The organism is Thermodesulfovibrio yellowstonii DSM 11347 (assembly GCF_000020985.1).
Taxonomy (GTDB): Bacteria; Nitrospirota; Thermodesulfovibrionia; order Thermodesulfovibrionales; family Thermodesulfovibrionaceae; genus Thermodesulfovibrio; species Thermodesulfovibrio yellowstonii.
On the sequence record NC_011296.1, the window covers coordinates 773,580 to 799,119 of the forward strand.

The following is a 25,540-nucleotide window of genomic DNA, read 5'->3' on the forward strand; positions in this document are numbered from 1 at the left end:
ATGCAAAAAATCATTGAAATTTATGATACAACTTTGAGAGATGGCTCTCAGGCAGAAGATATATCTTTTTCAGTAGATGACAAACTAAGAATTACAGAAAAACTTGATGAACTTGGTATTCATTACATAGAAGGTGGCTGGCCAGGTTCAAATCCAAAAGATGCTGAATATTTTAAAAAAGTTAAAAAACTTCCGCTAAAAAATTCAGTTATAACAGCCTTTGGAAGCACACATAGGCCAAAAATAAAAGTAGAAAATGACTCAAATGTAAAATCTCTCATAGCATCAGAGGCAAAAATATTTACGATTTTTGGTAAAACATGGGATTTTCATGTGACTGAAGCACTTAAAGTGTCTCTTGAAGAAAATCTTGAATTGATTTTCAACACGATTACTTATTTAAAAAAATATGCAGAAAAGGTATTCTTTGATGCAGAACATTTCTTTGACGGATACAAGGATAATTCTGAATATGCTTTAAAATGTCTTAAAACAGCTGAAGAGGCAAAAGCAGACTGTATAATTCTATGTGATACAAATGGTGGAACACTCCCGGCAGAAGTAGCAAAAATTGTAAAAGATGTTAGACAGTCAATAAATGTTCCTTTGGGCATTCATGCACATAATGACTCGGATTGTGCTGTTGCAAATAGTATAGTTGCTATTATAAATGGAGCGGTTCAGGTTCAGGGGACTATAAATGGATTTGGTGAAAGATGTGGGAATGCAAATCTTTGTTCTGTAATTCCAAACCTGCAACTGAAGCTTGGATACAGATGTATTGATGACTATAAATTGAAAAAACTTACAGAGGTTTCAAGGTTTGTATATGAGATAGCTAATCTAATTCCTTTTAAAAGACAGCCATTTGTTGGAGAAAGTGCTTTTGCTCATAAAGGTGGAGTTCATGTAAGTGCTGTAAGAAAGAGGCCAGAAACCTATGAACATATTAGACCCGAGCTTGTTGGTAATCGTCAAAGAATACTTGTTTCTGACCTTGCAGGCAAGAGTAATATTTTAAAGAAAGCAGAAGAATTTAATATCCCTCTTGAACCTAACTCTCTTGAAGTTCAGGCAATAGTGGATGCTATAAAAACTCTGGAGAATGAAGGATATCAATTTGAGGGAGCTGAAGCCTCGCTGGAACTATTATTTAGAAAAACATTGGGATTGAAAAGAAAATTTTTTGATTTGATAGGATTCAGAGTAATAGATGAAAAAAGAAAAGGAGATGAACCTACACTCAGCGAAGCAACAATAATGGTTAAAGTGGGTAAAAATATTGAGCATACAGCCTCAACAGGCAATGGTCCTGTTAATGCTCTTGACAATGCTCTCAGGAAAGCTCTTGAAAGATTTTATCCTGAACTTAAAAGGGTAAGGCTAAAAGATTATAAAGTTAGGGTAGTTAATTCAGGTAAAGGGACTGCTTCAAAAGTTAGAGTTTTGATAGAATCAGGCGATGATGAAGATGTTTGGAGCACAGTAGGAGTTTCTGAAAACATAATTGAAGCATCATGGCAAGCAATAGTTGACGGTATTGAGTATAAGCTTTGTAAAGAAAAAATAAAGAAAGGAGAAATATGAGCTTTCCAGAGCTTAAATTTGATGAAAAAGGGCTAATTCCTGCTGTAATTCAGGAAATAGATACAAAGGAAGTTCTAATGGTTGCATATATGGATAATGAGGCATTAAAAAGAACCATTGAAAGTGGATTTACTCATTTCTGGTCTCGTTCAAGAAGGACATACTGGAAAAAAGGTGAAACCTCAGGAAATGTTCAAGAAGTTAAAGAGATTTATTATGACTGCGACGCTGATACTCTGCTTATTATGGTTAAACAACATGGCAAGGGAGCATGCCATACAGGAAATAGGACATGTTTTTTTAGAAAAATTGAAATTATGAGGGTTTCTTAAAAATGAATTGCATATTTTGCAAGATTGTAAAAAAAGAAATTCCATCAAAGATTCTCTATGAAGATGATCTGGTCATGGCATTTGAAGATATTGCTCCGCAGGCTCCAATTCATATTCTTGTGATTCCTAAAAAACATTATTCTACAGTGCTTGATATAAATGAAAATGATAAAGAACTCATAGGACATATTTTTATGGTTATAAAAAAAATAACTGAACAAAAAGGCGTTGATGAAAAAGGTTTTAGAGTTGTTATGAACTGCAATTCTCAGGGAGGGCAAACAGTTTTTCATGTTCATTTTCACATTTTAGCTGGTAGACAGATGCATTGGCCTCCAGGATAGTTTTTCCTGATGAAAATTCTCAAAAAGGAAGTAGTCTGGCAGGGCAAATATCTTAGAATTGTATTGCTTTCTTACGAGGACAGCCACGGCAATATAAGGCAGTGGGAAGCTGTTGAAAGAGTAAACTGTAGTGGAATTGTTATAGTTATTCCTGTGACAAAAGATAAAGAATTTGTTTTTATCCGACAATTCAGACCAGTTCTTGCCGGATATGTGATAGAATTTCCGGCAGGATTGAATGATAGGAAGGAGTCCTTGATTGAAGTGGCAAAAAGAGAATTAATTGAAGAGACAGGTTTATTTTCCGATGAAATTGTCTTTCTTGCAGAAGGACCTGTTTCTTCAGGACTTTCATCAGAGATTCTAACAGTATTTATTGCAAAAAATGTCAGAGAAGCTCCCGAAGATGTAAGAAAAAGTTATCCTCCTGATGAAAGTGAAAATATAGAAGTTTTAAAAATCCCTGTAAATGAAATATTTGAAAAACTTAATGAATTAAGAACTCAGGGAAACTATTTAGATTTAAAAATTTTTGGTTTTTTAGAACTTGCTAAAAGCTTTATAGATTAATTTTTGAGGGCAGAGGTCGTCCTCCACCCTCAAAAACTTACTCCAATCTGATAGCCTGAGATGGACAAAGATCAGCAGCTTGCTGACAATCACAGGTTGAACACTTATCAGGACCAACTACCCATGCTTTGTCATCCCTCATTTCAAAAACTTCAGGACATACTTCAGCACAGCTTCCGCAACCTACACAAAGGTCATAGTCAACTACTGGTGTTGGCATACTACCCTCCTCCTTGTTTAAATATTTTTATAAAATATACCAAAAAAAGTTAAAATATGCAAATTGGAAAATTTCTAAGGGGGGTAAAATGGAGATAAAGCAATTGGTTTTAAACAAAGCAAAGGAAGCTAAAGAATCTTCAAGGTTTATAGCAAAAGCATCAACAGACTTGAAAAACAAAATAATTGTTAGAATGGCTGATTATCTTAAACAGAATAAGGATGAACTTATTAAGGCAAACAGAATTGATGTAGAAAATGCACAGAAAAAAGGGATTTCTAAGGCTTTAATTGACAGACTTACTTTAACAGAAAAAAGAATTGATGAAATGATAAAGGGACTTCAAGAGGTTGTTGCACTGCCAGATCCTGTTGGAGAAATAACAAAGATGTGGCTCAGACCAAATGGAATGCAGGTTGGCAAGATGAGAGTACCTATAGGAGTCATAGGTGTAATTTATGAAGCAAGACCAAATGTTACTGTAGATGTGACAGGATTATGTCTTAAAGCAGGGAATTCAGTAGTTTTAAGGGGTGGTTCTGAAGCAATAAATTCAAATATTGCCTTAGTAAAGATTTTGAAAGAAGCCTTAAAAGATGAGGGAATGCACGAGGGAGTTGTGACTTATATAGATATCTCTCAAAGAGAAGCTGTGCTTGAAATGATAAAACTTGAAGGAATTATTGATCTTATAATTCCTCGTGGTGGAGAGGGACTTATAAGGACTGTTACAGAAAATTCAAGAATTCCTGTATTAAAACACTACAAAGGTGTATGTCATGTTTTTGTTGACAGAGATGCTGATTTAGCAATGGCTGAAGAAATTTGCTTTAATGCTAAAGTGCAGAGACCTGCAACATGTAATGCAATGGAAACAATGCTTGTTGATGAAAACATAGCAAAGAAATTTTTGCCTAATATGTTAAAAAAGTTTGAAGATGCAGGGGTTGAACTTAAAGGCTGTTTAAAAACAAAAAAAATATATCCAAAAGTAAAAGATGTAAAAGAGGAAGATTTTTATCAGGAATATCTTGACTTAGTACTTAATGTCAAAGTTGTAAAAAATATTGACGAAGCTATTGAACATATAACAAAATATGGCTCAGCTCACTCAGACTCAATAGTAACAAAGGATTATAATAAAGCTATGAAATTTTTGAAAGAAGTTGACTCTTCTGCGGTTTTTGTAAATGCTTCCACGAGGCTTAATGATGGATATCAATTTGGTCTGGGTGCTGAAATAGGAATTTCAACTGACAAAATTCATGCACGTGGTCCTATGGGACTTGAGGAACTTACATGTACAAAATTTATCGTTTTCGGAAATGGACAAATAAGGCAATGAGAATAGGACTTTTAGGAGGCACTTTTAATCCTATTCACTTTGGACATTTAAGAGTTGCAGAGGAAGTAAGAGAGGAGTTTTCTCTTGATAAAATTATTTTTATTCCTTCAGGAGTGCCGCCATTAAAAAGACAAGATATTATAGATGCTAATCATAGATTAAAGATGACAGAGTTAGCGATAAATGGGAATCCTTTTTTTGAAGTTTCAGATATTGAAGTTAAACATAAAAAACCTTCATATACTGTGAATACATTGAGTCATTTAAAAAAACTTTACCAAAGGGATAGTCTTTTTTTTATAATGGGTATTGATGCTTTTTTTGAATTAAAATTCTGGTATAAATATGAAGACTTGTTAAGGATGGTTGATTTTATCATTATGTCAAGACCTGGTTTTAATAATTTACAGAATTCAGAATTTATTGAATATAAAGAGTCAGATAATTGTTTTAAAATAAAAAACTCGGACAAAACAGCTTTTTTTATATCAGTTTCACCATTCTGGATATCTTCTACCATGCTAAGAGAGATGATTAGAAAAGGGAAAAGCATTCGCTATTTGTTGCCAGATAATGTGAGAAAATATATTGAAGAAAATGAACTTTATAAGTAGGAGATTATATGAAACTTGGTGTACTGGAAATAAAACATAGCAATTTCCCACTATACTTAGCCAAGGTATACAAAAGTCCTCCAATGCGACAAATTTTAGAAGACATAAAAAAACTTTCTTTTGAAAATGAGATATTTTTTCTATATGGAGAAAAAGGAACAGAAAAAGATTATGTAGTTAAGATAATTCTTGGATACATGAATCAGCCAGATGTTATGGCAATTCCAGAAGACTTAAATAAAAAAATGAGTTCCTTTAAACAAAAAAATATAGTTTATATTGTTAAAAATCTTGAAAATATTGACACAGCTTTTCTTTTTAATCCAGAAAAATGCTTTAAATGTGCTATTTTTATATCTGACTGTGATTATGAACAGCTTTATAAAAATGGCATAATAACTTTTGAATTGTATGAAGCTTTGTTAAATTCAAAGAAACTTTATATTCCACCTTTAAGAGAGAGAAAACAGGATATTATCCCTCTTGCTAATTTTTTTCTGCAAGAGATTTCAGAATTTTTAAAACTTCCCAAAAAAGAGTTATCAAAAGATGCTCAGGATGCTTTATTGGATTATTCATGGACAGAAAATGCATATCAATTAAAACAATGTTTGGCTAAAGCTTTTTTACTGACCAGGCATCAGAGACTTACGTCTAAGGATTTGTTTGGTGAATATAATGATCAATTTTCAATAAGAAATTTTCTTGAATTAAAGCTCGGCAATCTTTTGAAGGAATTTGCCAATATTGGGAATTCAAATTTATATGAGACTGTTATTCAGGAAGTTGAAAAGGCATTGTTTATTCTTGCAATTAATGAAACAGGAGGTAATCAGGTAAAAGCTGCAAAGATTCTCGGGATAAATAGGAATACTCTTAACAAAAAATTGAAATACTATAGTTTGATTTAAAAATGATAAATATGTTATAAAAATATTTGTAACTTTTGTTTACTCCATGCTCTTATCTAAAGGATAAGGGCTAAAATCCAGGTGGAGGTTATATTATGAATAATTTTTATGAAAAGGTAGTGCTTCTATTACCAACTCTTACTGAAGAAGAAGTACAGGAAGCGGTTAAAAAAATCTCATCTCTTATTGTAGAGAATGGTGGAGAGATTTTAAAAGTTGATAACTGGGGCAAAAAAAAGCTTGCATATAAACTTAATAGGCAAACTATGGGATATTATGTTTTATTTCTTTTCAAAGCTCCAGCTTTGTCAATAAAGAAGATGGAAGAGTTTTACAAAGTTTATGACCCTGTTTTTAAATTCATGGTTTTTAAACTTACAAAGCATCAAATTGCTGCTTTGCCACCTGAGATAAAAGGAATTCCTGTAGAGCCTTCAGAAATAGCTTCTCAAGGATAGAGATGTTTAACAGGATAATACTTATAGGAAATCTTACCAGAGACCCTGAAATAAGATATACACCTTCAGGAGTAGCAGTTGCCACAGTGCCTATAGCTGTTAATTCAAGATATAAACAGGGAGAAGATATGAGAGAGGAGACTCTATTTATTGACGCTATAGTTTTTGGTAAACAAGCTGAAACATGTACTCAGTATTTGAATAAAGGAAGAACTGTATTGGTTGAAGGCCGTCTGCGTGAAAGAAGATGGGAATACGAAGGACAGAGAAAAAGTAAATTTGAGGTAATTGCAAATAATATAAGATTTTTTCCTAAGAGAGAACCTGCTCAGTCCGAAGAATTCAATCAGGTTCCTCCAGAAGAATATTCAGATTTAGAACCATTTTAGAGGAGGTCAGTGTGCAACAGTCAACACAAAGAAGATTTTTTAGAAAAAAATATTGTAGATTTTGTGCAGAGAAAATTGATTTTATTGATTACAAAAATGTTAAGCTGTTGAGAGGTTTTATGACTGAAAGAGGTAAAATTCTCTCAAGAAAGTTAACAGGGACGTGTTCAAAGCATCAAAGAGAACTTACAAAAGCAATAAAAAGAGCAAGAGCTGTTGCTTTATTACCGTATATTGAGATTTAAAAAAAATGAGGATACCCAGAAACTGGATACCATACATAACAAACAATATAATAGAGAATCTTCTAAAAAAAGATATGATCGAAATAATGGTGTCTAAGGAGCAACTTTTACAAGAGGCTGAACAGATTATTCTTGATGAATTGATGGTTGAAGACAGGCTAAATGAAGAAATAAGAGAACTTCTTAAAAAATATGAATCTGAAATAGAAAGAAGTAAGCTTGACTACAGAAAACTTTTTGAGATGACAAAACAAAAACTTGTTAAGCAGAGGAATTTAGTCTTATGATGCTTTCAGATGAAAAAATAACCCATACATCTCATATTTTATTCAATAGCTTGATAAATAAAGGATTAATTAAATTAAAAGTTGAAGAACAAGAAGTAAGAAGAGAAATTAAAAGAAGTTTTATACAGGCTTTAAAAATTGGTGAATCAATTGACGAGGTTGTAAGAAGAAAACTTCAATCATTTTCTAAGAAAGTTGTTGAAGGAAGTCCTGAGTGGAATATTCTTTATAAGAAGTTTTTTGAAGAAGAGGAAAAAAAGAGATTTGGACGTTAATGGAAAAATTCATACCTGCTGTCTCATATGAAGAAATAAAAATAGAAAAACAAAAAGCCAGAGTTTTGAGGAAATCTTCGTGGTGGCGAAATAAAATATCTAAGGGAAAATGTTATTATTGTGGTAAAATTACCCCTCCAAATGAGTTAACTATGGATCATGTGGTTCCTTTAATAAGGGGAGGCAAATCAACAAAAAGTAATATTGTTCCCTGTTGCAAAGAATGCAATAGTAAGAAGAAGTATTTAATTCCAATTGAATGGGAAGCTTATTTGCATCAATTTGATTTTTCAGATCCGGAAAAAATTCTTTAGATTTTCTTGCCAGGTTCAATATGAACCACCACATCAACTACGTCAGGGAATTCTTTTTTGATTATTGCTTCAACTCTTTCAGCTATATCATGCCCTTCTTTCACAGAAATAGAGGAATCAACAAGAATTTTCAAATCAACAAAGATCTGTCCTGCTGTGCCTCTTGTTCTTATATCTTCACAGGCTTGAACATCATTACAGGTAGTTACTAATCTTTCAATTTCTGAGCTATCAAGAAGAGCTTTATCAATAAGGATATCCGTAGACTCTTTAAGTATTATAAATGCTTCTCTGGCTACTAATACTCCAATTATTAAGCCTGCAAAGGAGTCAAGAATGTAAAAGCCTGATTTAATAAAAATTATAGCTAAAATTATTCCTGAGGTTATGAAAATATCAATCTTAGTATGAGAAGAGTCAGCAATTAGAAATTCACTTTTTAGTTGTTTTCCTCTCTTTCTTTCATAGGTAAACACGAATATGTTTATGATAATAGTAAATAAGAGAATTATAAATGCTTTTTCATCCAATTCAGGTCTTTTAGTTTTTATTAAAGACTCATAAGCTCCTTTTAAAATTTCAAGAGATGTAAATCCCATTAAAACTCCAATAAATACAGCGAAAATAGTTTCATATTTTCTATGCCCATAGGGATGCTCTCTATCAGGAGGACGGCTGGCAAGATATATTCCAATTATGCCACCTATATTGCTAACTCCGTCAAAGAGAGAATGAAAACCATCAGAATAAATAGCAAGAGAGTTGACTTTTAGTCCATAGATTATTTTGGCAAAAGAAACCAATAAATTTAAACATAAAGTTATCAGTAGAACTTTTCTTATTTCTTTTCTTCTGTCCATTTATCTGATATTGGTTTATAAAGTATAATGCCTTCTTTATTCATTACATATTCTATAAAAGGCTCATCAACTACTTCACCTTTTATACTGGATGCATGTCTTAGTGTAAGGGGCTTTTCTTTATTTATTAATATGCCTACATGCTCAACATCAAGTCCTTCTTTTGAAGAATAAAATCCACAATAGCATACAGAAGGAAGTTTGTCTACAATTTTTTTAATATTATTTCGTGGAATGTAATTGATTTTTTTTAAACTAACAGGTAAGCCTTCTATCCATCTTTTATGTTTGTTAATTTTATTTAACTTCTTTAATGATGTTTTACAATAGGACATGCCAATCTCAGATGTGATGTTTTTCAATGTAGGAATATAGTCCCAGTCAGAAAAAAAATGTCTTCTTTTTTGAAAGTCAACAATGCTATCAAAATATCTTACAGCTTTGAGGTTTTCAACGAATGATTCAAAATTGTTGGAAAGTCTTAAAGCCTCTACATATTCAATAAAAGTCATACAATCAACTTCTTCAAAATCTATTGTTAATTCTTCCTCTATTTTGAAACTTCCTTTAAGTGTGTTCTTTTTGTAGGGTATGTTCATAAAAATTTTTGAAATTTTAATTATTCTGTCTTCGCCTTCCAAAGGCAATAATTCTTTCAATATTGTTTCAATTTTAATTTTTCCTTCTTTAAATATCATATGCTATGATAAAACATGTCCATATTTGATATCCACTTTCACGGCACAGAAAAATTTGATGTAAAAGAAGTCAAGGATTATGAACAAATTCTTTTAATAGCAGAGGAATATGGGAAAAAGGAAACAGATGGATTTTTATTGAGTCTTTATCCAGATTCTTTAGATAAAATGAGAGAGAAACTATCAATTATAAAAAAAGCAATGGAAAATCAAACAGATGGAGCGAAGATTTACGGAGCTTATCTTGAAGGTCCATTTCTCAATCCTTTAAAGGCTGGTGCTCTTGATAGTAATAAATTTTTAATGCCTGATATTGATAAACTTGAAGAACTTGTTTATGGATTTGAAGACATTATAAAAATAGTTACTGTAGCTCCGGAGTTACCTGGTGCTTATAAGTTGATTGAAAGATGTATTGAGTTAGGTACAGTAGTAAGCATGGGACATTCAGATGCTACATATAGAGAGGCAGAGGAAGGATTTAAAGCAGGTGTTCGTCTTATAACTCATTTATTTAATGCCATGCGAGGTATTCACCATAGAGAACCTGGGATAGCAGGATTTGGACTTATTAATCAGGAAATTTATATTGAATTAATAGGAGATGGAAAACATTTAAGTGATGAACTTTTGAAATGGATATTTCAAGTTAAAAATCCAGAAAGAATAATTTTGGTTTCTGATATGGTAAAGCAAAAGAAAGGAATGCAAAAACTTCAAGGTGGTTCAATGAGCCTTAAGGATGTCATAAATAGGCTTAAAAAATTAAATATTGATGAATATAAGCTAAAACTTGCTACAGAAAAAAATCCTGAAGAATTGCTTAGAATTAACTCTCTTTAAGCTTTTCTGCTTCTTCTTGTTCTGTCTTGCATTCAATACACAGGTCAGTCACTGGCCTTGCTTCAAGTCTTTCAATAGGTATTTCTGCACCACAGGCTTCACATATGCCATAAGTACCATTGTTTATTTTTTCCAGTGTTTTTTCTATTTTTTTTAGAAGTTTTCTTTCCCTATCTCTTAATCTCAAAAGAAAGCTTCTATCAATTTCTTGAGAGGCTATATCCCCTATTTCAGATAAATTACTTTCAGAGGGAAGATTTGAAAGCATAATTCCTGCATCAATAAGAATCTGCTGTTTTTGTTGTAGAAGTTTCTTTTTAATCTCTAAGATTCTTTTTTGTCTTGATTTTTCTTTCATAATTTATTTGATTTTTTTCCTTTAAAATTAATTTAGCCTAAGTTGTCAGTAATAATCTTTTACAATATCAAAAAACTTCATAAACAGTCAAATAGTTCAGAAAAATTTTATTTTTTAAATTTATTTCTCAAAGCCTTTTCAACAATTGGTGGGACAAGGCTTTTTACAGAACCCCCAAAATATGCGATTTCTTTAACAAGGCTTGAAGAAAGGAAGGAATATTCTTCGGAAGGCATTAAAAATACAGTTTCAATATCTCTGAAAAGTCTTCTATTTGCATGGGCAAGTTGAAGTTCAAATTCATAGTCTGATACTGCTCTTAGTCCTCTTACAATAGCAACAGCTTTTTTTTCTTTAATAAAATTGACAAGCAGTCCATCAAAGACTTCTACTTTCAAGTTTTTAAGGTCTTTTGTTGTTTGAGCAATGAAGTGTACCCTTTCTTCAACAGTAAAAATAGGAGTTTTTTTATAACTTGACATAGCAACAGCAACTATTAGCTCATCAAAAATTTTTAAAGCTCTTTTTATTACATCAAGATGTCCATTTGTTATAGGATCAAATGTTCCTGGATAGACTCCTGTTTTTGTCATTATTCACTCCTCCTGTAAACAGTTAAAAAAGTATCACCATATCTATAACATTTATGTATTTTAAGCCCTTTAAGCTTTTCTCTCAATGACTCATTTTTATAATGCTGCAATATCAGCACACCGCCTTCTTTTATAAGATTTTTATTCTCAAAGATTTTAAATATTTTTTCTAATTCACCTGATTCATATGGAGGGTCTGCAAAAATTATATCATATTCATGAGAACTGTCTTGAAGAAAAGATACAGCATCCATATTGTAAACTCTTGCTTTATCAGAGAGTTTCTTTTTCTGGAGTGAATTTTTTATAAAAATGCATAAAACAGGGTCTTTCTCTACAAATATAACTTCATTAGCACCTCTTTTTAGTGCTTCCACACCTACAAAACCCTTGCCTGCATACAAGTCAATAAATATTTTATCCTCTACATCTCGTAAAATATCAAAAATAGCTTTTCTTACAATTGCAGGAGTTGGTCTGACTCTGTTTTGAACTTTTGATCTGTTTTGAACCATTTTTTATTGTCCTATTTCTGGATTTGTGAAATATTTATCTGGAAGCTTATAGTTTAAGATTTTAACTTTTCTTCCTTCTACCTTAAGTCTTCCTTCTGCAAAAAGTCTGATGGCTTCAGGAAAAATTTTATGTTCCAGTTTGAGTATTCTTTCTGAAAGACTGTCTTCTGTATCATCAGGATGAACAGGCACAGCAGCTTGAATTATTATGGGACCTGAGTCAACACCCTCATCTACAAAATGAACTGTGCAGCCGCTGATTCTAACTCCATAATCAACAGCCTGCTTTTGCCCGTGAAGGCCAGGAAAGGAAGGAAGCAGTGCTGGATGGATATTCATTATTCTGTTTGGGAAAGCATCAAGCAAAGGCTTTTTTACTATTCTCATAAAACCTGCGAGTATGACAAGTTCTACATCTTTTGATAAAAGTTCATCTCGTATTTTTTCATAAAAGGCTTCTTTTGACTGGAAATCCTTAGGATTAATAAAAAGATAAGGAATTCCATGTTTTTTTGCTCTCTCAATAGCATAGGCATTAGGATTATCAACTATGAGAATCTCTATCTTTGCAGGAATTTTCCCTGCCTCAATCTCGTCAATAATTGCCTGAAAATTAGACCCCCTTCCTGAAGCTAAAACTCCTATTTTTAGCATATCAGTCCTCCATAAATTTAAATTCATGCACAAAATCAACTAATTTCTTTAGTTTATCAACAGAGGTATTAATATTAACTCCATGTCCAAGATTAAATATATGTGATTTTGCTCCTCTTGCACCTATTAAAACTTTCTCTACCCTTTTAAAAAGTTCTTCATCACTGCCTAAAAGGGTTAAGGGGTCTAAATTTCCCTGTAAAGGCTTGTTTTTCAGTAAATCAGTGGCATCTTTAATATCAATCCTCCAGTCAATACTTAAAACATCAGCATTCAGTTCTTTTAAGTGATTGATAAGTCCTGCTGTGTTTGAAGAAAAATATATCACAGGAACAGTTTTCAATGATTCAATTAACCTTTTTACATAGGGCTTTACAAAACTTTCATAATCAAAGGGTGACAGAATACCAGCCCATGTATCAAAAATCTGAACAGCATGAACGCCTGCTCTTATTTGTTCATTTAGATATTTCTGAGTTGCCTTTGTAAAAAGGCTCATAAGTTTATGAAAGCCTTCTGGCTCTAAGAACATAAATCTTTTTGTATTTACAAACTCCTTTGTTGACCCTCCCTCAATAACATATGTTGCTAAGGTAAATGGTGAGGCTGCAAAACCTATCAATGGAACATTTAGTTCATTGATTAAAATACGGATAGCGTCAAAGACAAAACCTATTTTCTCAAGATTTAATTCTCCCAAGATTTCCAAGTCTGCAACTGTTCTTATATTTGGTAAAACCTGAGGTCCTTTATCATCTATGAATTCTATTTTGAGCCCCATTGCTTCAAGGGGAATCAGAATATCCGAAAAAAGAATTGCTGCATCAACTCCTAAAACTTTTACAGGTTGTAGTGTCACCTCTGCAGCTATTTCAGGTGTTTTGCACATGGTGAGAAAATCGTATTTTTGCCTGAGTTTCTGATATTCAGGCATATATCTTCCTGCCTGTCTCATAAACCAAACAGGTGTGTAATCAGTGCGTATTCCTCTACAAGCTTTAAGAAAGGCTTCTTTCATCTGGCTCTCCGTGGTATATATTTACAGTAAGGGTCTTCCTCCATGTAGTCATCTTTAATACAGTATGCACGGGCTCTGCATCCACCACATACATTTACATACTCGCAAACACCGCAACGTCCTTTGTAGGAGGAAAAGTCTCTTAAATTTTTAAAAAGTTCAGAATTCTCCCATATTTCTCTGAATGACTGTTTTTTAATATTTCCTGCTGGAAGAGAAAAGTAACTACAAGGCATTACATCTCCATCCACATTTATAAGGCATATAAGCTGTCCTGCCACACATCCCTTTGCTCCACCTGTGGAAAATTTAAGAGACCTTCTTTCAAACTTCTCTCCCTCTTTTTTTGACCTTTCAAAAATAACTCTATAATACTGAGGTGCACAGGTAGGTCTTACAAGAATATCCTTTTCGCCTTTTTCCATGTCATAATGCCAGTTAAGAATTTTTTCATAATCTTCTTGGGAGATTAATTCATTTAAAAGTTCTTCAGCTCTTCCTGTAGGAACTATCATAAACATATACCATGCAGTTGCTCCAAGCTCTTTTGCTAATTTATAAACCTCTGGAATGGTCTCTTGATTTCTTTTTGTAAAAGAAGAGTTTATTAAAAATGGTATACCATATTTTTTCAACAGCTTAGCAGCATTTATTGTCCCTTGAAATGCTCCTTTTTGCTGACGAAAGTTATCATGCACTTCTTCATTAGGTCCATCAAGACTGAGGGAAACCATCTTTATCTCTACTTCTTTAAGTTTTTTGCAAATCTCTTCACTAACAAGAGTCCCATTTGTAGCAAGGCAAACCCTTAAACCTTTACTATTAGCATACGCAGCTATTTCAAAAAAATCTTCTCTTAAGAGAGGCTCTCCACCTGTAAGAACCAAAACAGGCTTAGCGTAAGATGTGATATCATCAATGGTTCTAAAACACTCTTCCTTTGAAGGATCAGGATGTTCTTTTACAATTTCCTCAGATGAAGACCTGCAATGAATACATCTAAGATTGCATCTGCGTGTGATTTCCCATGCTATCCATTTAGGTTCAAACTGCATTTAATTATTATAACTTAAAATAATTTCTTTTATTGAGCCAAAAATAATGATTATAATAAATAACATGGCAAAACGAGAGAAATGGCAATCAAGAATAGGACTTATTCTTGCAACAGCTGGTAATGCTGTAGGTCTTGGAAATATTCTAAGATTTCCTTCAAAGGCTGCGTTATATGGTGGTGGAGCTTTTATGCTTCCATATTTTATTGCTTTTTTATTAATGGGACTACCTCTAATGATTATTGAATGGGTTATAGGAAGGTATGCTGGCAAACATGGGCATGGTTCTATGACAGGAATTTTGGGACTTTTTTTCAATCATAGTAGTTGGGCAAGGATTTTGGGATCAATCGGTGTTGCTATACCTGTGCTTATTTGTATGTATTATATCTATATTGAGTCGTGGACATTAGGTTTTGCCTTTATGTCTCTTTTTAAACAAATGCCTGTGCCTATTAAAACAGCAAATCCTCAAGAAGCAGTTAAACCATATGTAGAATTTTTTAGAACATATACAAATCCTTCCATGATTGCCTATATCTTTCTTTTGATTACTATAGCTATAAACTGGTTTATTCTTCAGAAAGGTGTTGCAAAAGGCATTGAAATAACAGCAAAAATAGGTATGCCAGCTATAATTATTTTTGGTATTTTACTTGGAATAATATCTCTTTCCGCAAGAGACTGGGCAGGACTTGAAGGATTGAAGTTTATTTATAATCTAAATTTTTCCGGTATTAAAGACCCAACAGTCTGGATTGAAGCCTCTGGCCAGATATTTTTCACCCTTTCCTTAGGTATGGGAGCAATAGCTGTTTATGCAAGTTATGTTAAACCAAAGGAAGATGTTGTCAAGGCAGGCTTTTGGACTGCTGGAATCAATGAATTTGTGGAAGTTATAATCGGTGCTTCAATTGCCATTCCTGCTGCATTTGCTATGTTTTCAGCTGTTGCAATTCCAGAACTTGCTAAGGAAGGAACTTTCAGACTTGGATTTATGACTATGCCAGCAGTGCTTATGAACTTACCCTTAGGATGGATAGCTTCATTTATATGGTTTTTATTACTTTTTCTTGCTGCTCTCACTTCTTCCTTAGCTCTTATACAACCTATCATAGCTTTATTTGAGGATGAAATGAAATGGGAGCATACAAAAGCTGTAAGTGTATCAATGATTTTAGTGATAACAGGAGCTCACTTTTCTGCTTTTATGCCTAATTTTATAGATGAACTTGATTTCTGGGCAGGATGCGTGATGCTTCTCATATTTGGTTTAATTGAGATTATTGTCTTTATATGGATCTTTGGAATAAATAATTTTTACAATGAACTTATTCAAAATACTTCAATTAAGCTTCCAAGAGCATTTGTTTATGTAATAGCATTCATTTCTCCAGTTTTTTTATCTTTTATTTTATATTTTTGGGTAATAAAGGATTTTGGTAACTTAATAACTGCTGGAGAATCTACAAAAATTATTGCTCGTCTTTTTATTCTTGCTTTTTTAGCATTTTTATCATTTATAGCAGTAAAAAGCAGAAAAATTATTTTGAGAGATTTAAGATATACAAAGATAATCAAGCAATAAAGGGAGGAAGCGTTGAAACCTGAAATACAGAGTTCTCTGGAATATTATAGTGACCTTATAGAACACATGGATGACAGTCATATTTACTCTTTAATATTTCAAGCTAATTCAATAAGGGAAAAATATAAAGGTAAAAAAATTGAACTATGCGCAATTGTGAACGCCAAGAGCGGTCTTTGTTCAGAGGATTGTGCTTTTTGCGCTCAGTCTTCAAGATATAAAACAAATTCTCCTGTATATTCTTTGCTTGAAAAAGATGAAATAGTAAAAAAAGCTTTGGAAGCCAAGAAATACGGAGTTAAAAGATTTTCTATAGTAATTAGCGGTAAAAAACCTTCAAAAAAAGAATTAGAAAAAATTGGTAATTCCATTGAAGCAATAAAAAAAATCGGCATTTATCCTTGTGCTTCCTTAGGGCTTTTAGAGTATGATGAGATATGCTACTTGAGAGACAAGGGGCTTGAAAGACTTCATTGTAATATAGAAACTTCTGAAAGATTTTTTAGTAATATATGCACAACTCATAAGTTTTCTGATAAAGTAAAAACCCTTGAAAATGCTAATAAAACAGGGCTTTCAATATGCTCTGGCGGAGTTTTTGGTATAGGTGAATCATGGGATGATAGAAAGGAAATGGCAGAGTTTTTAAAGAATTTGAATGTAGATTCTATTCCCATCAATTTTCTTACTCCTATTAAAGGAACACCTCTGGAAAGTAAAAAACCTCTCAATCCAATGGAAGCTTTAAGAATAATTATTCTATTTAGACTTATACTGCCTGATAAAGATATAAGGGTATGTGGAGGAAGACCTTTGCTTGGAGAGTTTGCTTCCTGGATTTTTATCGCTGGAGCAAATGCTTTAATGACTGGCAATTATCTTACAACTACAGGTAGACATTATAGTGATGACATAAAATTTATAGAAGCTCATGGACTTGAGGTAGACAGTGTGGTCAGTTAGAATGAGAGCATCTAAAAAAGAAAATAATATAGAAAAACATATCTCTGGAGCAGAGGGGATATACGATTATTCACAGATTGAGAGAGTTTTAAAACAACTTTTTAAAAGAGCTTTTGAACATTCAAAAGGCAAGCCAGATAAGGTTGTGATTACAGTAGAGAGAATAAATGAGGAGATTCAGACAGTCTCTGCGCTTCCTGTAAATACATTTTTCACTAACTCTCCAGAAGAAGCTTTTTGTCTAATAAGTGAAAAGCTAAGCTCCATAGGTATTTCTGATAAAGCTTTATTTTCAGCCTTTGAAGTAATAAAAAAATATCCAATGAGAGGAGCTACTCTTATAGATTCAATTACAGGAGAGCGATTGGAAAGAGATAAAACAAGAGGCATTAGAGTATCCCGAATTCATATGGATAAGAGGAAAAGAATGAAACTTATAAGGCAAATTAAAAATCTCTCAACGCAGCCTCAAAGAGTAATTGAGGCTATTACAATTGCCTCTAAGGTCGCATCATATCCTGAAGTAGTTGCAGAACTATGCATTTCTGATAATCCAGATTATACTATAGGATACATTGCATCAAGAGATTTAGGATATTTAAGAATAACAAATATAAAAAATAAGGGCGAAACTATTGGAGGAAGGGCATTTTTTGTTAAAACTCCCTGTGATATTGAAAAATTAACAAATTATCTTGAAAGAAAACCTGTGTTAGTAATATGAGGTATGATAAAGTTTTTCTTATAGGAAATCCCATTGCTGGTGGAGGAGGAGCTCTAAAGAGGATAGAAAAAGCACAGGAAATCCTCAGACAAAGGGGTATTCACTTTGAAACGCTTCTTACCAAAAAGCGAGGTGATGCAGAGCATTTTGCTAAAAAAATAAAGGAAAATCATAGTGGCAAAATTCTTGTTATTGTAGCAGGTGGAGATGGAACATATAATGAAGTTGTAAATGGACTTGCCTTTTCTCAGATTCCAATGGCAATTCTTCCAATGGGAACAACTTCAGTGCTTGCAAAAGAGTTAAAAATTCCGAAAAATATAGAAAAGGCAGTTGAGATAGCAGTTGCAGGTAAAACTCAAAGGGTTCATCTTGGCATTATAGAAAATCAACAAAAACAAAGACTTTTTATTCTTATGGCAGGAGTTGGTTTTGACGGAATGGCTGTATTTGGAGTAAATCCGCAAAAAAAGAAATATCTCAGAAAAATCGCTTATATTTTAAGTGGTATTAAAACATTATTTAAATATACACCCACTGAACTTATAGTGAATAATTCAGAACCCAAGAAAGCATATAGTGCTGTTGTATGCAAAGCATCATGTTATGGAGGAAACTTTAAAATTGCACCTGATGCAAATTTAACAGATCCTTGTTTATATACATTTCTATCAAAAACCAAATCCAGGATAGGGCTTATTTTTCAAATATTAGGAATATTATTTGGTTTTCATCTTAAGATGAAAAATACTGATTATTTTAAAACTGAAAATTTAAACATTTCAGGTGACGCTCATATTCAGATAGATGGTGATTATTTTGGGAAGACTCCAGCAGAAATTAAAGTCATAAAGAATGCACTTACCCTTGTTTTTCCTTTTCAAACATAAGTATAATGCTGATTCTTCTGTTTCTTGGGTCCTTGGGATCGTCCTTTATTAAAGGTAGTGTATCAGCATAACCAACAACCCTTGCAATTTTTTCTGGTGCAACTCCGTATCTTTCAATTTCTCTTCTTGCTGAAGATGCTCTTGCTGTTGAAAGTTCCCAGTTTGTTGTTTTACCTCCCCTGAATGGCACAGCATCTGTATGTCCTTCTACTGCCACACGTGCTGGTTCATCTTTTATGTTTTCTGCAACCACCTTTAAAATTTCACGAGCTTTTTCAGTGGGTTCAGCAGATGAAAGAGGAAACATTGGTTCACCTTCAAGATCAACAATCTGAATCCTCACGCCTCCTTCAACTGTGTCTATCATTATATGGTCTTTTAGTTCTTTAAGTTTTTCCTCTATTGTCTTTTTAAATTGTTCTTCAAATCTTTTGGCACGCGTCTCTGATGGTGTTGATTCTTGAACTGATGTTTTAACTTCTTGTTGAATTGCTGAGGACTGCTGCATAAATGACTGTCCAGATTCTAAAAGATTGAAGTATCTAAAATAATCAGCAATTGCAGCTCTTTTAACAGGATCAAGCATTGAAAGTAACCATAAAAGCAAAAAGAAAGCCATCATAGCTGTTGTAAAGTCAGCATAGGCAACTTTCCAACTTCCGCCATGATGGGCTTCATGCCCTTTTTTAATTTTTTTAACTATAATTGTTGTTTTGGATTTATCTGCCACTCTTTAAAGCCCTTATTTCTTCTTCTAATTCATGGAATGTAGGTCTTAAATGGGGAGGTATAGTTCTGCGAGCAAACTCAACAGCAATCTGAGGAGCAGAGCCACTCACAAACGCTACAAGTGCTGCCTTAATTATTTGTAGATATTCCTTTTCGTGATTTACACTTGCTTCAAGGCGTTTTGCAAGCGGACCAACAAATCCATAGCACATTAACACTCCCATAAATGTTCCAACAAGTGCAGCTCCTACAGAGTGTCCTATAACTTCAGGAGGTTCTTTCATTTTGCCCATTGTTAAAACAACTCCTAAGACTGCTGCAACAATTCCAAGTCCTGGAAGGCTATCAGCAATAGTAAGAAGATTTCTTACAGGTCCTGATTCTGTTTCATGCAATGTTTCAATTTCACTATCAAGAATACTTTCAAGTTCGTATGGAGAAACAGTTGTTGTCATTACTGTCCTCAGAGTATCTGTGAGAAGTGCCATTGCATGATGATTTTTCAGAAACTTTGGGTATTTAGAAAAGATAGTGCTATTTTCTGGTTCTTCTACATCCTGTTCAATTGATATAAGTCCTTCTTTTCTAATTTTTGTAAAAAGTTCACTTAAAAGGAGTAGTGTATCCATATAGTCTCTTTTTGAATAACCTTTTGCGCCTGTAATTGTGGTAATTGTCCCTTTTATTACTCCTCTTAATACATGAGGGGGAGAGGCTATCACAAGTGCACCTATAGCAGCACCGAATATTATAAGAACTTCAGCGGGTTGAAAAAGTACAGAAAGGTTACCTTTTTCCAGAAGATAACCACCAACTATACTGCCTAAAACAACTAATCCACCGATTACTACAAGCATTATATTTCCCTTTTTTGTCTGAGTAACTGTCTTTGGCGGTGGAAAACAAATCTTATAATGTAGTCTCTGATATCCTCCTCTATATTGATAAATTTTACAGCTACTCTGTAAGCATTATTTATCATTTCACATTTTACAACTTCTCCGTAAAGGAATAATGCCACAGGAGAAGGTGATTCAAGAACTGCTTTCAATTCAAGGATATCTCCTTTGTTATAGGATAAATCAGAGACAAAACTCATTCCACCCCCACTTATATTTACTTCAGTTGTTGCTAAAGATGAAAAACCTTCTTCTTTAAAGCTCCAGAGATTGATAAGATAATCAAGCTTTGAATTAATCATTTTTATCCATTCTGCCAGTGCTTTATCCGCTGGTTCATCAAGAGGAGGACGGGCAAAATTAATTTCTCCAGAGATTCTTGCCTTTATTCTCGGTTTTTCTTCAGAAGAAATTAATCTTACTCCAAGAGGGATAACAGCATCCACTCTTGAAAACTCTCTCATTCTTTGATATGTTTCTTCCATATTTCCCATTATAATTACCTCAATATAATAAGTTCAACTCTTCTATTTTTTGCTCTTCCTTCATCAGTATCATTAGTAGCTACAGGTTTGTATTCTCCGTATCCGGCAATCAAAAATCTATCTGGAGAAAGTCCTCGTTGTAATAAAAAATGAAGTACTGATGACGCTCTTGCTGCTGACAATTCCCAGTTTGATTTATAAACAGAAGAACTAATGGGAATATTATCGGTATGTCCCTCTATTGCCACTTTCCCTGGAAGTTCTTTTAATTTCTCAGCAATTCTTGTAAGTGCGTCAGTGGATTCAGGCTTTAGCTCAGCAGAACCTGAACTGAATAGAAGTGAATCAGGCAGGGTTATTACAATGCCTCTTGCATCTGACTTTATATTTATACCTGAAATATCATTTAAAAGTTTTCTGAGGTCTTCAATAATTGCTTTATTACGATCTTCTTCAAATGAGACAGGTTCATCAATAACCTTGAAGACCTTTCTTAAAGAACTTGTCATTTTTTCTGCCTTTGTCACATCAACTGAAGATAGAGCATAAAGAGCAACAAAAAAAGTGAATAAAAGAGTTAAAAAATCAGAATATGATATAAGCCAGCGATGTACATTTTCCTCTTCATTATTGTTGTTTCTTTTTCTAACTCTCATATTCTTTCCTTTTGACGTTCCCTGACAAATGACTCAAGCTTTGCTCTTAAAAAGTATGGATTCATACCTGCCTCAATGCCCAATATGCCTTCAATCATGAGTTCCATAAGAAGAATTTCATCTTCAAGTTTATTAACTATTCTTTTTGCAATGGGAATAAATATAAGATTTGCTGAACCAACTCCGTAAATAGTTGCAACAAAGGCTGTTGCTATTCCTATGCCGATTTTTGATGGATCTGCAACATTTTTAAGAACATGAATAAGTCCTAAAATAGCTCCAATAATACCAATTGTCGGTGCATATCCCCCGGCAGAATCATAAACCTTAGCAGCTCTCTTTATAATTTCTTCATATGCATAGATTTCCTGATTAAGTGATTCTTTAATAATGTTCGGAGAGACTCCATCAATTACGTAAGTAATACCTCTTCTTAAAAATGAATCATCAATTCTATCCAACTCTTCTTGAAGAGCTAATAATCCTCTTTTTCTGGCTATAACTAATAAATCAAGGATGGTATCAATAGTCTCATCAAAATTAACTTTTCTACTCAGGAATATAAATTTTAAGCTCATAAATGCTGTAACAATATCTTTAAACGGGAAACTTAAAATAACAGCTCCAAATGTTCCACCAAATACGATAATAGCTGCAGCTGCCTGAATGAGATGTGCCGTTGTGCCTCCTTCAGCTATATTACCAGCAATAACTGCACCGATACCTATAATTAAGCCAAGTAGTGCTATCAAATCCATTTTTTAATTATAAATATATTAAAAAGATTTATCAACAGATTTTATTATAATAAATCATGAAAAGAAAAATTGTTATACTTTTAGGTCCTACAGGTGTAGGTAAAACCGAGCTTTCAATAAAAATTGCTAAACTTTTAAATGCTGAGATAATAAGTTCAGATTCAATGCAAATATATAAATATATGGATATTGGTACAGCAAAACCTACATTAGAACAAAGAAAGGAAGTCATACATCATATGATTGATATTGTTAATCCATGGGATTATTTCAGCACAGGTGCATATATTGAAATAGTTAAAGAAGTTATAGAAAAAATTTTTGAAAGAGAAAAGATTCCTCTGGTTGTTGGAGGAACAGGTCTTTATCTCAGAGCAATGACTGAAGGAATTTTTGAAGGTCCTGATGCTGATTGGAATTTAAGAATGGAGTTAATGAATAAGGAAAGAGATAATCCGGGTTTTCTTTATAATCTTCTGAAAGAAATTGATCCTATAAAAGCAGATAAAATCTATCCTTCTGATTTGAGAAGAATTCTCAGAGCATTGGAGGTATTTTTTAAGGAAAAAAAGCAGATAAGTGAATTACAAGAGAAATTAACCAAACCTTTGTCTTACAATTTCATAAAAATTGGCGTGACTCGGGAAAGAAAAGAATTATACAGAATAATTGAAGAAAGAGTTGATAAAATGATTTGTTCAGGTTTAATTGAAGAAGTTAGAAATGTTTTAACTTTGATAAAAAGAAATGCTACTTCGTTGTCTCCTCTTCCTGCCTTGCAGGCAATTGGATACAAAGAAATAGCAGGTTGTCTTGCAGATTTATACTCTATTGATGAAGCAGTAAGGCTTATAAAGAAAAGAACAAAAATGTATGCAAAAAGACAATTTACATGGTTCAGAAAAGAAAAAGATATTATGTGGTTTGATATCTCAGGAAGGCATGATTTTGAAATAATTGCAGAGCAAATTTATTCTGCTTTATCAGAAATTTTGCATAAATAGTTGCATTTAATCAACATAATATAATATATTTAAAAGTTATAGGATTAATATTTTTTGGAGGTTGAAATTGGTTAGAATAAGACTAATGAGATTGGGAGCAAAAAAGAAGCCTTTCTACAGAGTTGTTGTGGCTGATGCAAAAGCCCGAAGGAATGGACCTTTTATTGAGATTATTGGAACATATAATCCTAAAACAGACCCGCCAGAAGTTAACCTGAATATGGAAAGGGTTAATTACTGGATTGACAAGGGTGCACAGCCTTCGGATACTGTAAAAAAGTTGATTGAACGCGTTTCTGCTTAACATACCCATTTGGGTATTTACTACTCTTTTTGCACGGAGGTTAGAACATGAGCATGAAGACACTCATTGAGACAATGGCTAAGTCACTGGTTGACAAACCAGAGGAGGTTAAGGTTACTGAGATTGAGGGTGAAAAAACAACTGTTTATGAACTCAGAGTTGCTCCAAGCGATCTTGGTAAGGTTATCGGAAAACAGGGTAAAACTGCAAGGGCTATGAGGACAATCTTAGGCGCAGCTGGAACAAAAGTTGGCAAAAGATGCGTCCTTGAAATCTTAGAATAGTCCAATTAAGTGAATTAAATAAAGGGCGTGCTTTACACGCCCTTTTCTTTTGATTTTTATGATATTTGAAGTTTTGACCATATTTCCTGAATTTATTGAATGCTACTTGAAGCATGGCATTGTTGGAAGGGCTTTAAACAGAGGGATTGCTCAGGTGAAGGTTTATAATTTAAGGGATTTTACAACAGATAAGCATAAAAAAGTTGATGACTACCCCTATGGTGGCGGAGCAGGCATGGTTATGCAGATAGAGCCTTTTTCTAATGCCATAAAGCACATAAAAAGCGATGGGAAGAAGAGGAAGATAATTTTACTTTCTCCTCAGGGAAAGAGATTTAATCAAAAATTAGCTCTGGAGTTTACAAGGGAAGAGGCTGTATTGACCTTTATCTGTGGAAGATATGAGGGAATTGATGAGAGAATTAAGTCTTTCATTGACGAAGAAATATCTATTGGTGATTATGTTTTAAGTGGTGGAGAACTGCCAGCATTGGTTATAATAGATAGTATTGTAAGATTGCTACCCGGAGCACTGGGAGATGAGCTTTCATCAGAAGAGGATTCTTTTATGAAAGGTTTTTTGGATTATCCACATTATACAAGACCTGAGGAGTTTGAAGGAATGAGAGTGCCTGAGATTCTTTTAAGTGGAGACCATAAAAAAATAGCTCTCTGGAGAAGAAGGGAAGCTTTGAGAACTACCTTTCAAAAGAGACCTGACTTGTTGAAGAACTTATCTCAAGAGGATATGAAAATTCTAAAGGAGCTTTGCTCTGAAATAAATAAAAAAATTCTGGAGGATGCCCATGAACCAGTTAATAATTAGAGCCATAGAGGAAAGATTTAAAAAGTCTAATATTCCTGATTTTAAACCTGGTGATACCGTAAAAGTTCATGTAAAGGTTAAAGAGGGAGACAAAGAGAGAATTCAGGTATTTGAGGGAGTTGTAATTGCCCGTAGAGGCGGAGGATTAAGGGAGACCTTTACAGTAAGAAAAATCTCCTTTGGAGTAGGTGTAGAACGTGTATTTCCTCTTCATAGCCCTATAATTGACAAAATTGAACTGGTAAGAAGAGGAGATGTAAGAAGAGCAAAACTCTATTATCTGAGAACAAAGAAGGGTAAAGAGGCAAAGGTTAAAGAAAAAACAGACTATCAAAAGGCATGAGCCTTTTTGCTTTTGATGAGTCTTTTCGGCTTCAAGGTTATAACTTAATTGCAGGAATTGATGAAGCTGGAAGAGGATGTCTTGCTGGACCTGTTGTCGCAGCATGCGTAAGTTTCAGGGATAGTGTTTTTATTGAAGGCATAAAGGATTCAAAGGAACTCAGTCATGAGCAAAGAGAAAGCCTTTTTCAAGAAATAATTAAGCATGCCTTTGTAGGCATTGGCATAGTTGATGTAGATTTGATTGATAGAGTTAATATTCTTGAAGCAACTCGTCTTGCAATGATGGAGGCATTTGAAAATCTCGGCAGAGAAATAGAGCTTTTATTAATAGATGCCGTAGAGTTACCGGCATTAAAAGTAGACCAAAAAGCCCTAATAAAGGGAGACCGGAAAAGCGCCTCAATAGCCTCTGCAAGCATTGTAGCGAAAGTAACAAGGGATAGAATAATGAGGCAGTATCATGAAGCCTATCCAATGTATGGTTTTGATAAACACAAGGGATACGGCACAAAAGAACATCTAAATGCCCTGAAAAAATTCGGTCCCTGCCCAATTCATAGAAAAAGTTTCTCACCTGTAAGAGAGTTAATGTTATTCTAA

At 33.5% G+C, this 25,540-nt stretch carries 38 protein-coding genes; 24 read left to right on the forward strand and 14 right to left on the reverse strand.

Features of this window, described 5'->3' with window-relative positions; all coding sequences use genetic code 11:
* From cimA to THEYE_RS03905, 4 genes are read left to right on the forward strand one after another with little or no spacing between them, the layout of a single operon-like run.
* Positions 1 to 1,587, forward strand: a complete 1,587-nt coding sequence (cimA, locus tag THEYE_RS03890; RefSeq protein ID WP_012546272.1) for a citramalate synthase — start codon at positions 1 to 3, stop codon at positions 1,585 to 1,587.
* Complete coding sequence (hisI, locus tag THEYE_RS03895) at positions 1,584 to 1,919, forward strand: phosphoribosyl-AMP cyclohydrolase (protein ID WP_012546303.1); 336 nt, start codon at positions 1,584 to 1,586, stop codon at positions 1,917 to 1,919. Before cimA ends, hisI begins: the two co-directional genes overlap by 4 nt.
* 2 nt (positions 1,920 to 1,921) lie before the next feature.
* Positions 1,922 to 2,263: a histidine triad nucleotide-binding protein gene (locus THEYE_RS03900; RefSeq protein WP_012546430.1), complete on the forward strand. Its 342-nt coding sequence runs from the start codon at positions 1,922 to 1,924 to the stop codon at positions 2,261 to 2,263.
* Between the two features lie 9 nt (positions 2,264 to 2,272).
* On the forward strand, positions 2,273 to 2,833 hold the full coding sequence (locus THEYE_RS03905; protein WP_012545109.1) for an NUDIX hydrolase: 561 nt from the start codon (positions 2,273 to 2,275) through the stop codon (positions 2,831 to 2,833).
* 37 nt (positions 2,834 to 2,870) lie between these two features.
* Here the strand turns inward: THEYE_RS03905 and THEYE_RS03910 are convergent, their stop codons facing one another.
* The gene (locus THEYE_RS03910) at positions 2,871 to 3,053 is read right to left on the reverse strand and encodes a ferredoxin (protein ID WP_012546194.1); all 183 of its coding nucleotides are present in this window, start codon (positions 3,051 to 3,053) and stop codon (positions 2,871 to 2,873) included.
* A gap of 70 nt (positions 3,054 to 3,123) precedes the next feature.
* Here THEYE_RS03910 and THEYE_RS03915 point away from each other — a divergent pair, with 70 nt between their 5' ends.
* The 9 genes from THEYE_RS03915 to THEYE_RS03955 all read left to right on the forward strand — a co-directional run bounded on the left by THEYE_RS03915 (position 3,124) and on the right by THEYE_RS03955 (position 7,891).
* On the forward strand, positions 3,124 to 4,398 hold the full coding sequence (locus THEYE_RS03915; protein ID WP_420805054.1) for a glutamate-5-semialdehyde dehydrogenase: 1,275 nt from the start codon (positions 3,124 to 3,126) through the stop codon (positions 4,396 to 4,398).
* Positions 4,395 to 5,012 carry a nicotinate-nucleotide adenylyltransferase gene (gene nadD, locus THEYE_RS03920; protein ID WP_028841927.1) on the forward strand — a complete coding sequence of 206 codons (618 nt, stop codon included), beginning with the start codon at positions 4,395 to 4,397 and terminating at the stop codon, positions 5,010 to 5,012. Before THEYE_RS03915 ends, nadD begins: the two co-directional genes overlap by 4 nt.
* 8 nt (positions 5,013 to 5,020) lie before the next feature.
* Entirely contained in the window at positions 5,021 to 5,923 is a 903-nt protein-coding gene (locus THEYE_RS03925; protein ID WP_012546767.1) for an AAA-type ATPase lid domain-containing protein, read from the forward strand.
* Between the two features lie 95 nt (positions 5,924 to 6,018).
* Positions 6,019 to 6,381 carry a 30S ribosomal protein S6 gene (gene rpsF, locus THEYE_RS03930; RefSeq protein ID WP_012545875.1) on the forward strand — a complete coding sequence of 121 codons (363 nt, stop codon included), beginning with the start codon at positions 6,019 to 6,021 and terminating at the stop codon, positions 6,379 to 6,381.
* Between the two features lie 2 nt (positions 6,382 to 6,383).
* Positions 6,384 to 6,770 carry a single-stranded DNA-binding protein gene (locus tag THEYE_RS03935; RefSeq protein ID WP_012545299.1) on the forward strand — a complete coding sequence of 129 codons (387 nt, stop codon included), beginning with the start codon at positions 6,384 to 6,386 and terminating at the stop codon, positions 6,768 to 6,770.
* An 11-nt stretch (positions 6,771 to 6,781) separates the two neighbouring features.
* Positions 6,782 to 7,015, forward strand: coding sequence for a 30S ribosomal protein S18 (gene rpsR / locus THEYE_RS03940; protein ID WP_012545644.1), 234 nt, complete (start codon positions 6,782 to 6,784; stop codon positions 7,013 to 7,015).
* A gap of 5 nt (positions 7,016 to 7,020) precedes the next feature.
* Positions 7,021 to 7,302 (forward strand): DUF507 family protein, encoded by a 282-nt coding sequence (locus tag THEYE_RS10560; RefSeq protein ID WP_021013194.1) that lies wholly within the window; start codon positions 7,021 to 7,023, stop codon positions 7,300 to 7,302.
* A complete protein-coding gene (locus THEYE_RS10565; RefSeq protein WP_012546416.1) occupies positions 7,299 to 7,577 on the forward strand; it encodes a DUF507 family protein in 279 nt (92 codons plus the stop codon). The genes THEYE_RS10560 and THEYE_RS10565 overlap by 4 nt, the downstream gene beginning before the upstream one ends.
* Complete coding sequence (locus THEYE_RS03955) at positions 7,577 to 7,891, forward strand: HNH endonuclease (RefSeq protein WP_012545366.1); 315 nt, start codon at positions 7,577 to 7,579, stop codon at positions 7,889 to 7,891. The genes THEYE_RS10565 and THEYE_RS03955 overlap by 1 nt, the downstream gene beginning before the upstream one ends.
* Here THEYE_RS03955 and THEYE_RS03960 read toward each other — a convergent pair.
* On the reverse strand, positions 7,888 to 8,751 hold the full coding sequence (locus THEYE_RS03960; protein WP_012546222.1) for a cation diffusion facilitator family transporter: 864 nt from the start codon (positions 8,749 to 8,751) through the stop codon (positions 7,888 to 7,890). The genes THEYE_RS03955 and THEYE_RS03960 overlap by 4 nt on opposite strands.
* A complete protein-coding gene (locus THEYE_RS03965) occupies positions 8,730 to 9,449 on the reverse strand; it encodes an N-acetylmuramoyl-L-alanine amidase-like domain-containing protein (RefSeq protein ID WP_012545850.1) in 720 nt (239 codons plus the stop codon). Before THEYE_RS03965 ends, THEYE_RS03960 begins: the two co-directional genes overlap by 22 nt.
* A gap of 15 nt (positions 9,450 to 9,464) precedes the next feature.
* Between THEYE_RS03965 and THEYE_RS03970 the strand changes: the two genes are divergently transcribed.
* On the forward strand, positions 9,465 to 10,292 hold the full coding sequence (locus tag THEYE_RS03970; protein ID WP_012546736.1) for an N-acetylglucosamine-6-phosphate deacetylase: 828 nt from the start codon (positions 9,465 to 9,467) through the stop codon (positions 10,290 to 10,292).
* Here the strand turns inward: THEYE_RS03970 and dksA are convergent.
* From dksA to THEYE_RS04000, 6 genes are all read right to left on the reverse strand, one after another.
* Positions 10,279 to 10,650 (reverse strand): RNA polymerase-binding protein DksA, encoded by a 372-nt coding sequence (gene dksA / locus THEYE_RS03975; RefSeq protein ID WP_012545075.1) that lies wholly within the window; start codon positions 10,648 to 10,650, stop codon positions 10,279 to 10,281. The genes THEYE_RS03970 and dksA overlap by 14 nt on opposite strands.
* 107 nt (positions 10,651 to 10,757) lie before the next feature.
* Positions 10,758 to 11,243, reverse strand: a complete 486-nt coding sequence (coaD, locus tag THEYE_RS03980) for a pantetheine-phosphate adenylyltransferase (protein ID WP_012545514.1) — start codon at positions 11,241 to 11,243, stop codon at positions 10,758 to 10,760.
* Complete coding sequence (gene rsmD, locus THEYE_RS03985; RefSeq protein WP_012544958.1) at positions 11,243 to 11,758, reverse strand: 16S rRNA (guanine(966)-N(2))-methyltransferase RsmD; 516 nt, start codon at positions 11,756 to 11,758, stop codon at positions 11,243 to 11,245. The genes coaD and rsmD overlap by 1 nt, the downstream gene beginning before the upstream one ends.
* Before the next feature lie 3 nt (positions 11,759 to 11,761).
* Entirely contained in the window at positions 11,762 to 12,412 is a 651-nt protein-coding gene (purN, locus tag THEYE_RS03990) for a phosphoribosylglycinamide formyltransferase (protein ID WP_012545849.1), read from the reverse strand.
* Between the two features lies 1 nt (position 12,413).
* Positions 12,414 to 13,430, reverse strand: a complete 1,017-nt coding sequence (gene hemE, locus THEYE_RS03995) for a uroporphyrinogen decarboxylase (protein ID WP_012545646.1) — start codon at positions 13,428 to 13,430, stop codon at positions 12,414 to 12,416.
* Positions 13,427 to 14,485 carry a radical SAM/SPASM domain-containing protein gene (locus tag THEYE_RS04000; RefSeq protein ID WP_012546519.1) on the reverse strand — a complete coding sequence of 353 codons (1,059 nt, stop codon included), beginning with the start codon at positions 14,483 to 14,485 and terminating at the stop codon, positions 13,427 to 13,429. Before THEYE_RS04000 ends, hemE begins: the two co-directional genes overlap by 4 nt.
* A gap of 64 nt (positions 14,486 to 14,549) precedes the next feature.
* Here THEYE_RS04000 and THEYE_RS04005 point away from each other — a divergent pair, with 64 nt between their 5' ends.
* From THEYE_RS04005 to THEYE_RS04020, 4 genes are read left to right on the forward strand one after another with little or no spacing between them, the layout of a single operon-like run.
* A complete protein-coding gene (locus THEYE_RS04005) occupies positions 14,550 to 16,073 on the forward strand; it encodes a sodium:neurotransmitter symporter family protein (protein WP_038058505.1) in 1,524 nt (507 codons plus the stop codon).
* 12 nt (positions 16,074 to 16,085) lie between these two features.
* Positions 16,086 to 17,036: a biotin synthase BioB gene (gene bioB / locus THEYE_RS04010; RefSeq protein WP_012546730.1), complete on the forward strand. Its 951-nt coding sequence runs from the start codon at positions 16,086 to 16,088 to the stop codon at positions 17,034 to 17,036.
* 1 nt (position 17,037) lies between these two features.
* Positions 17,038 to 17,760 (forward strand): 6-carboxyhexanoate--CoA ligase, encoded by a 723-nt coding sequence (locus tag THEYE_RS04015; RefSeq protein WP_051345777.1) that lies wholly within the window; start codon positions 17,038 to 17,040, stop codon positions 17,758 to 17,760.
* On the forward strand, positions 17,757 to 18,650 hold the full coding sequence (locus THEYE_RS04020) for a diacylglycerol/lipid kinase family protein (RefSeq protein ID WP_012545034.1): 894 nt from the start codon (positions 17,757 to 17,759) through the stop codon (positions 18,648 to 18,650). Before THEYE_RS04015 ends, THEYE_RS04020 begins: the two co-directional genes overlap by 4 nt.
* Here the strand turns inward: THEYE_RS04020 and THEYE_RS04025 are convergent.
* Genes THEYE_RS04025 through THEYE_RS04045 form a run of 5 tightly spaced genes read right to left on the reverse strand, consistent with a single transcriptional unit; the run spans position 18,622 to position 22,177 of the window.
* On the reverse strand, positions 18,622 to 19,380 hold the full coding sequence (locus tag THEYE_RS04025; protein ID WP_012546155.1) for a flagellar motor protein MotB: 759 nt from the start codon (positions 19,378 to 19,380) through the stop codon (positions 18,622 to 18,624). The two genes, THEYE_RS04020 and THEYE_RS04025, sit on opposite strands and share 29 nt — an antisense overlap.
* A complete protein-coding gene (gene motA / locus THEYE_RS04030) occupies positions 19,370 to 20,236 on the reverse strand; it encodes a flagellar motor stator protein MotA (RefSeq protein ID WP_012546161.1) in 867 nt (288 codons plus the stop codon). The genes THEYE_RS04025 and motA overlap by 11 nt, the downstream gene beginning before the upstream one ends.
* Complete coding sequence (locus THEYE_RS04035; protein ID WP_012545221.1) at positions 20,236 to 20,772, reverse strand: PilZ domain-containing protein; 537 nt, start codon at positions 20,770 to 20,772, stop codon at positions 20,236 to 20,238. Before THEYE_RS04035 ends, motA begins: the two co-directional genes overlap by 1 nt.
* A gap of 5 nt (positions 20,773 to 20,777) precedes the next feature.
* Positions 20,778 to 21,419: an OmpA/MotB family protein gene (locus THEYE_RS04040; protein WP_012545014.1), complete on the reverse strand. Its 642-nt coding sequence runs from the start codon at positions 21,417 to 21,419 to the stop codon at positions 20,778 to 20,780.
* Complete coding sequence (locus tag THEYE_RS04045) at positions 21,416 to 22,177, reverse strand: flagellar motor protein (protein ID WP_012545908.1); 762 nt, start codon at positions 22,175 to 22,177, stop codon at positions 21,416 to 21,418. Before THEYE_RS04045 ends, THEYE_RS04040 begins: the two co-directional genes overlap by 4 nt.
* 56 nt (positions 22,178 to 22,233) lie before the next feature.
* Here THEYE_RS04045 and miaA point away from each other — a divergent pair, with 56 nt between their 5' ends.
* The 6 genes from miaA to THEYE_RS04075 all read left to right on the forward strand — a co-directional run bounded on the left by miaA (position 22,234) and on the right by THEYE_RS04075 (position 25,540).
* A complete protein-coding gene (gene miaA, locus THEYE_RS04050) occupies positions 22,234 to 23,181 on the forward strand; it encodes a tRNA (adenosine(37)-N6)-dimethylallyltransferase MiaA (protein WP_012546758.1) in 948 nt (315 codons plus the stop codon).
* Between the two features lie 67 nt (positions 23,182 to 23,248).
* Positions 23,249 to 23,485 carry a 30S ribosomal protein S16 gene (gene rpsP / locus THEYE_RS04055; protein WP_012545141.1) on the forward strand — a complete coding sequence of 79 codons (237 nt, stop codon included), beginning with the start codon at positions 23,249 to 23,251 and terminating at the stop codon, positions 23,483 to 23,485.
* A 53-nt stretch (positions 23,486 to 23,538) separates the two neighbouring features.
* Positions 23,539 to 23,769, forward strand: a complete 231-nt coding sequence (locus THEYE_RS04060; protein WP_028841925.1) for a KH domain-containing protein — start codon at positions 23,539 to 23,541, stop codon at positions 23,767 to 23,769.
* A gap of 58 nt (positions 23,770 to 23,827) precedes the next feature.
* Entirely contained in the window at positions 23,828 to 24,595 is a 768-nt protein-coding gene (trmD, locus tag THEYE_RS04065; RefSeq protein WP_012545349.1) for a tRNA (guanosine(37)-N1)-methyltransferase TrmD, read from the forward strand.
* Positions 24,576 to 24,938: a 50S ribosomal protein L19 gene (gene rplS / locus THEYE_RS04070; protein ID WP_012545830.1), complete on the forward strand. Its 363-nt coding sequence runs from the start codon at positions 24,576 to 24,578 to the stop codon at positions 24,936 to 24,938. Before trmD ends, rplS begins: the two co-directional genes overlap by 20 nt.
* Positions 24,935 to 25,540, forward strand: coding sequence for a ribonuclease HII (locus THEYE_RS04075; RefSeq protein WP_012546482.1), 606 nt, complete (start codon positions 24,935 to 24,937; stop codon positions 25,538 to 25,540). The genes rplS and THEYE_RS04075 overlap by 4 nt, the downstream gene beginning before the upstream one ends.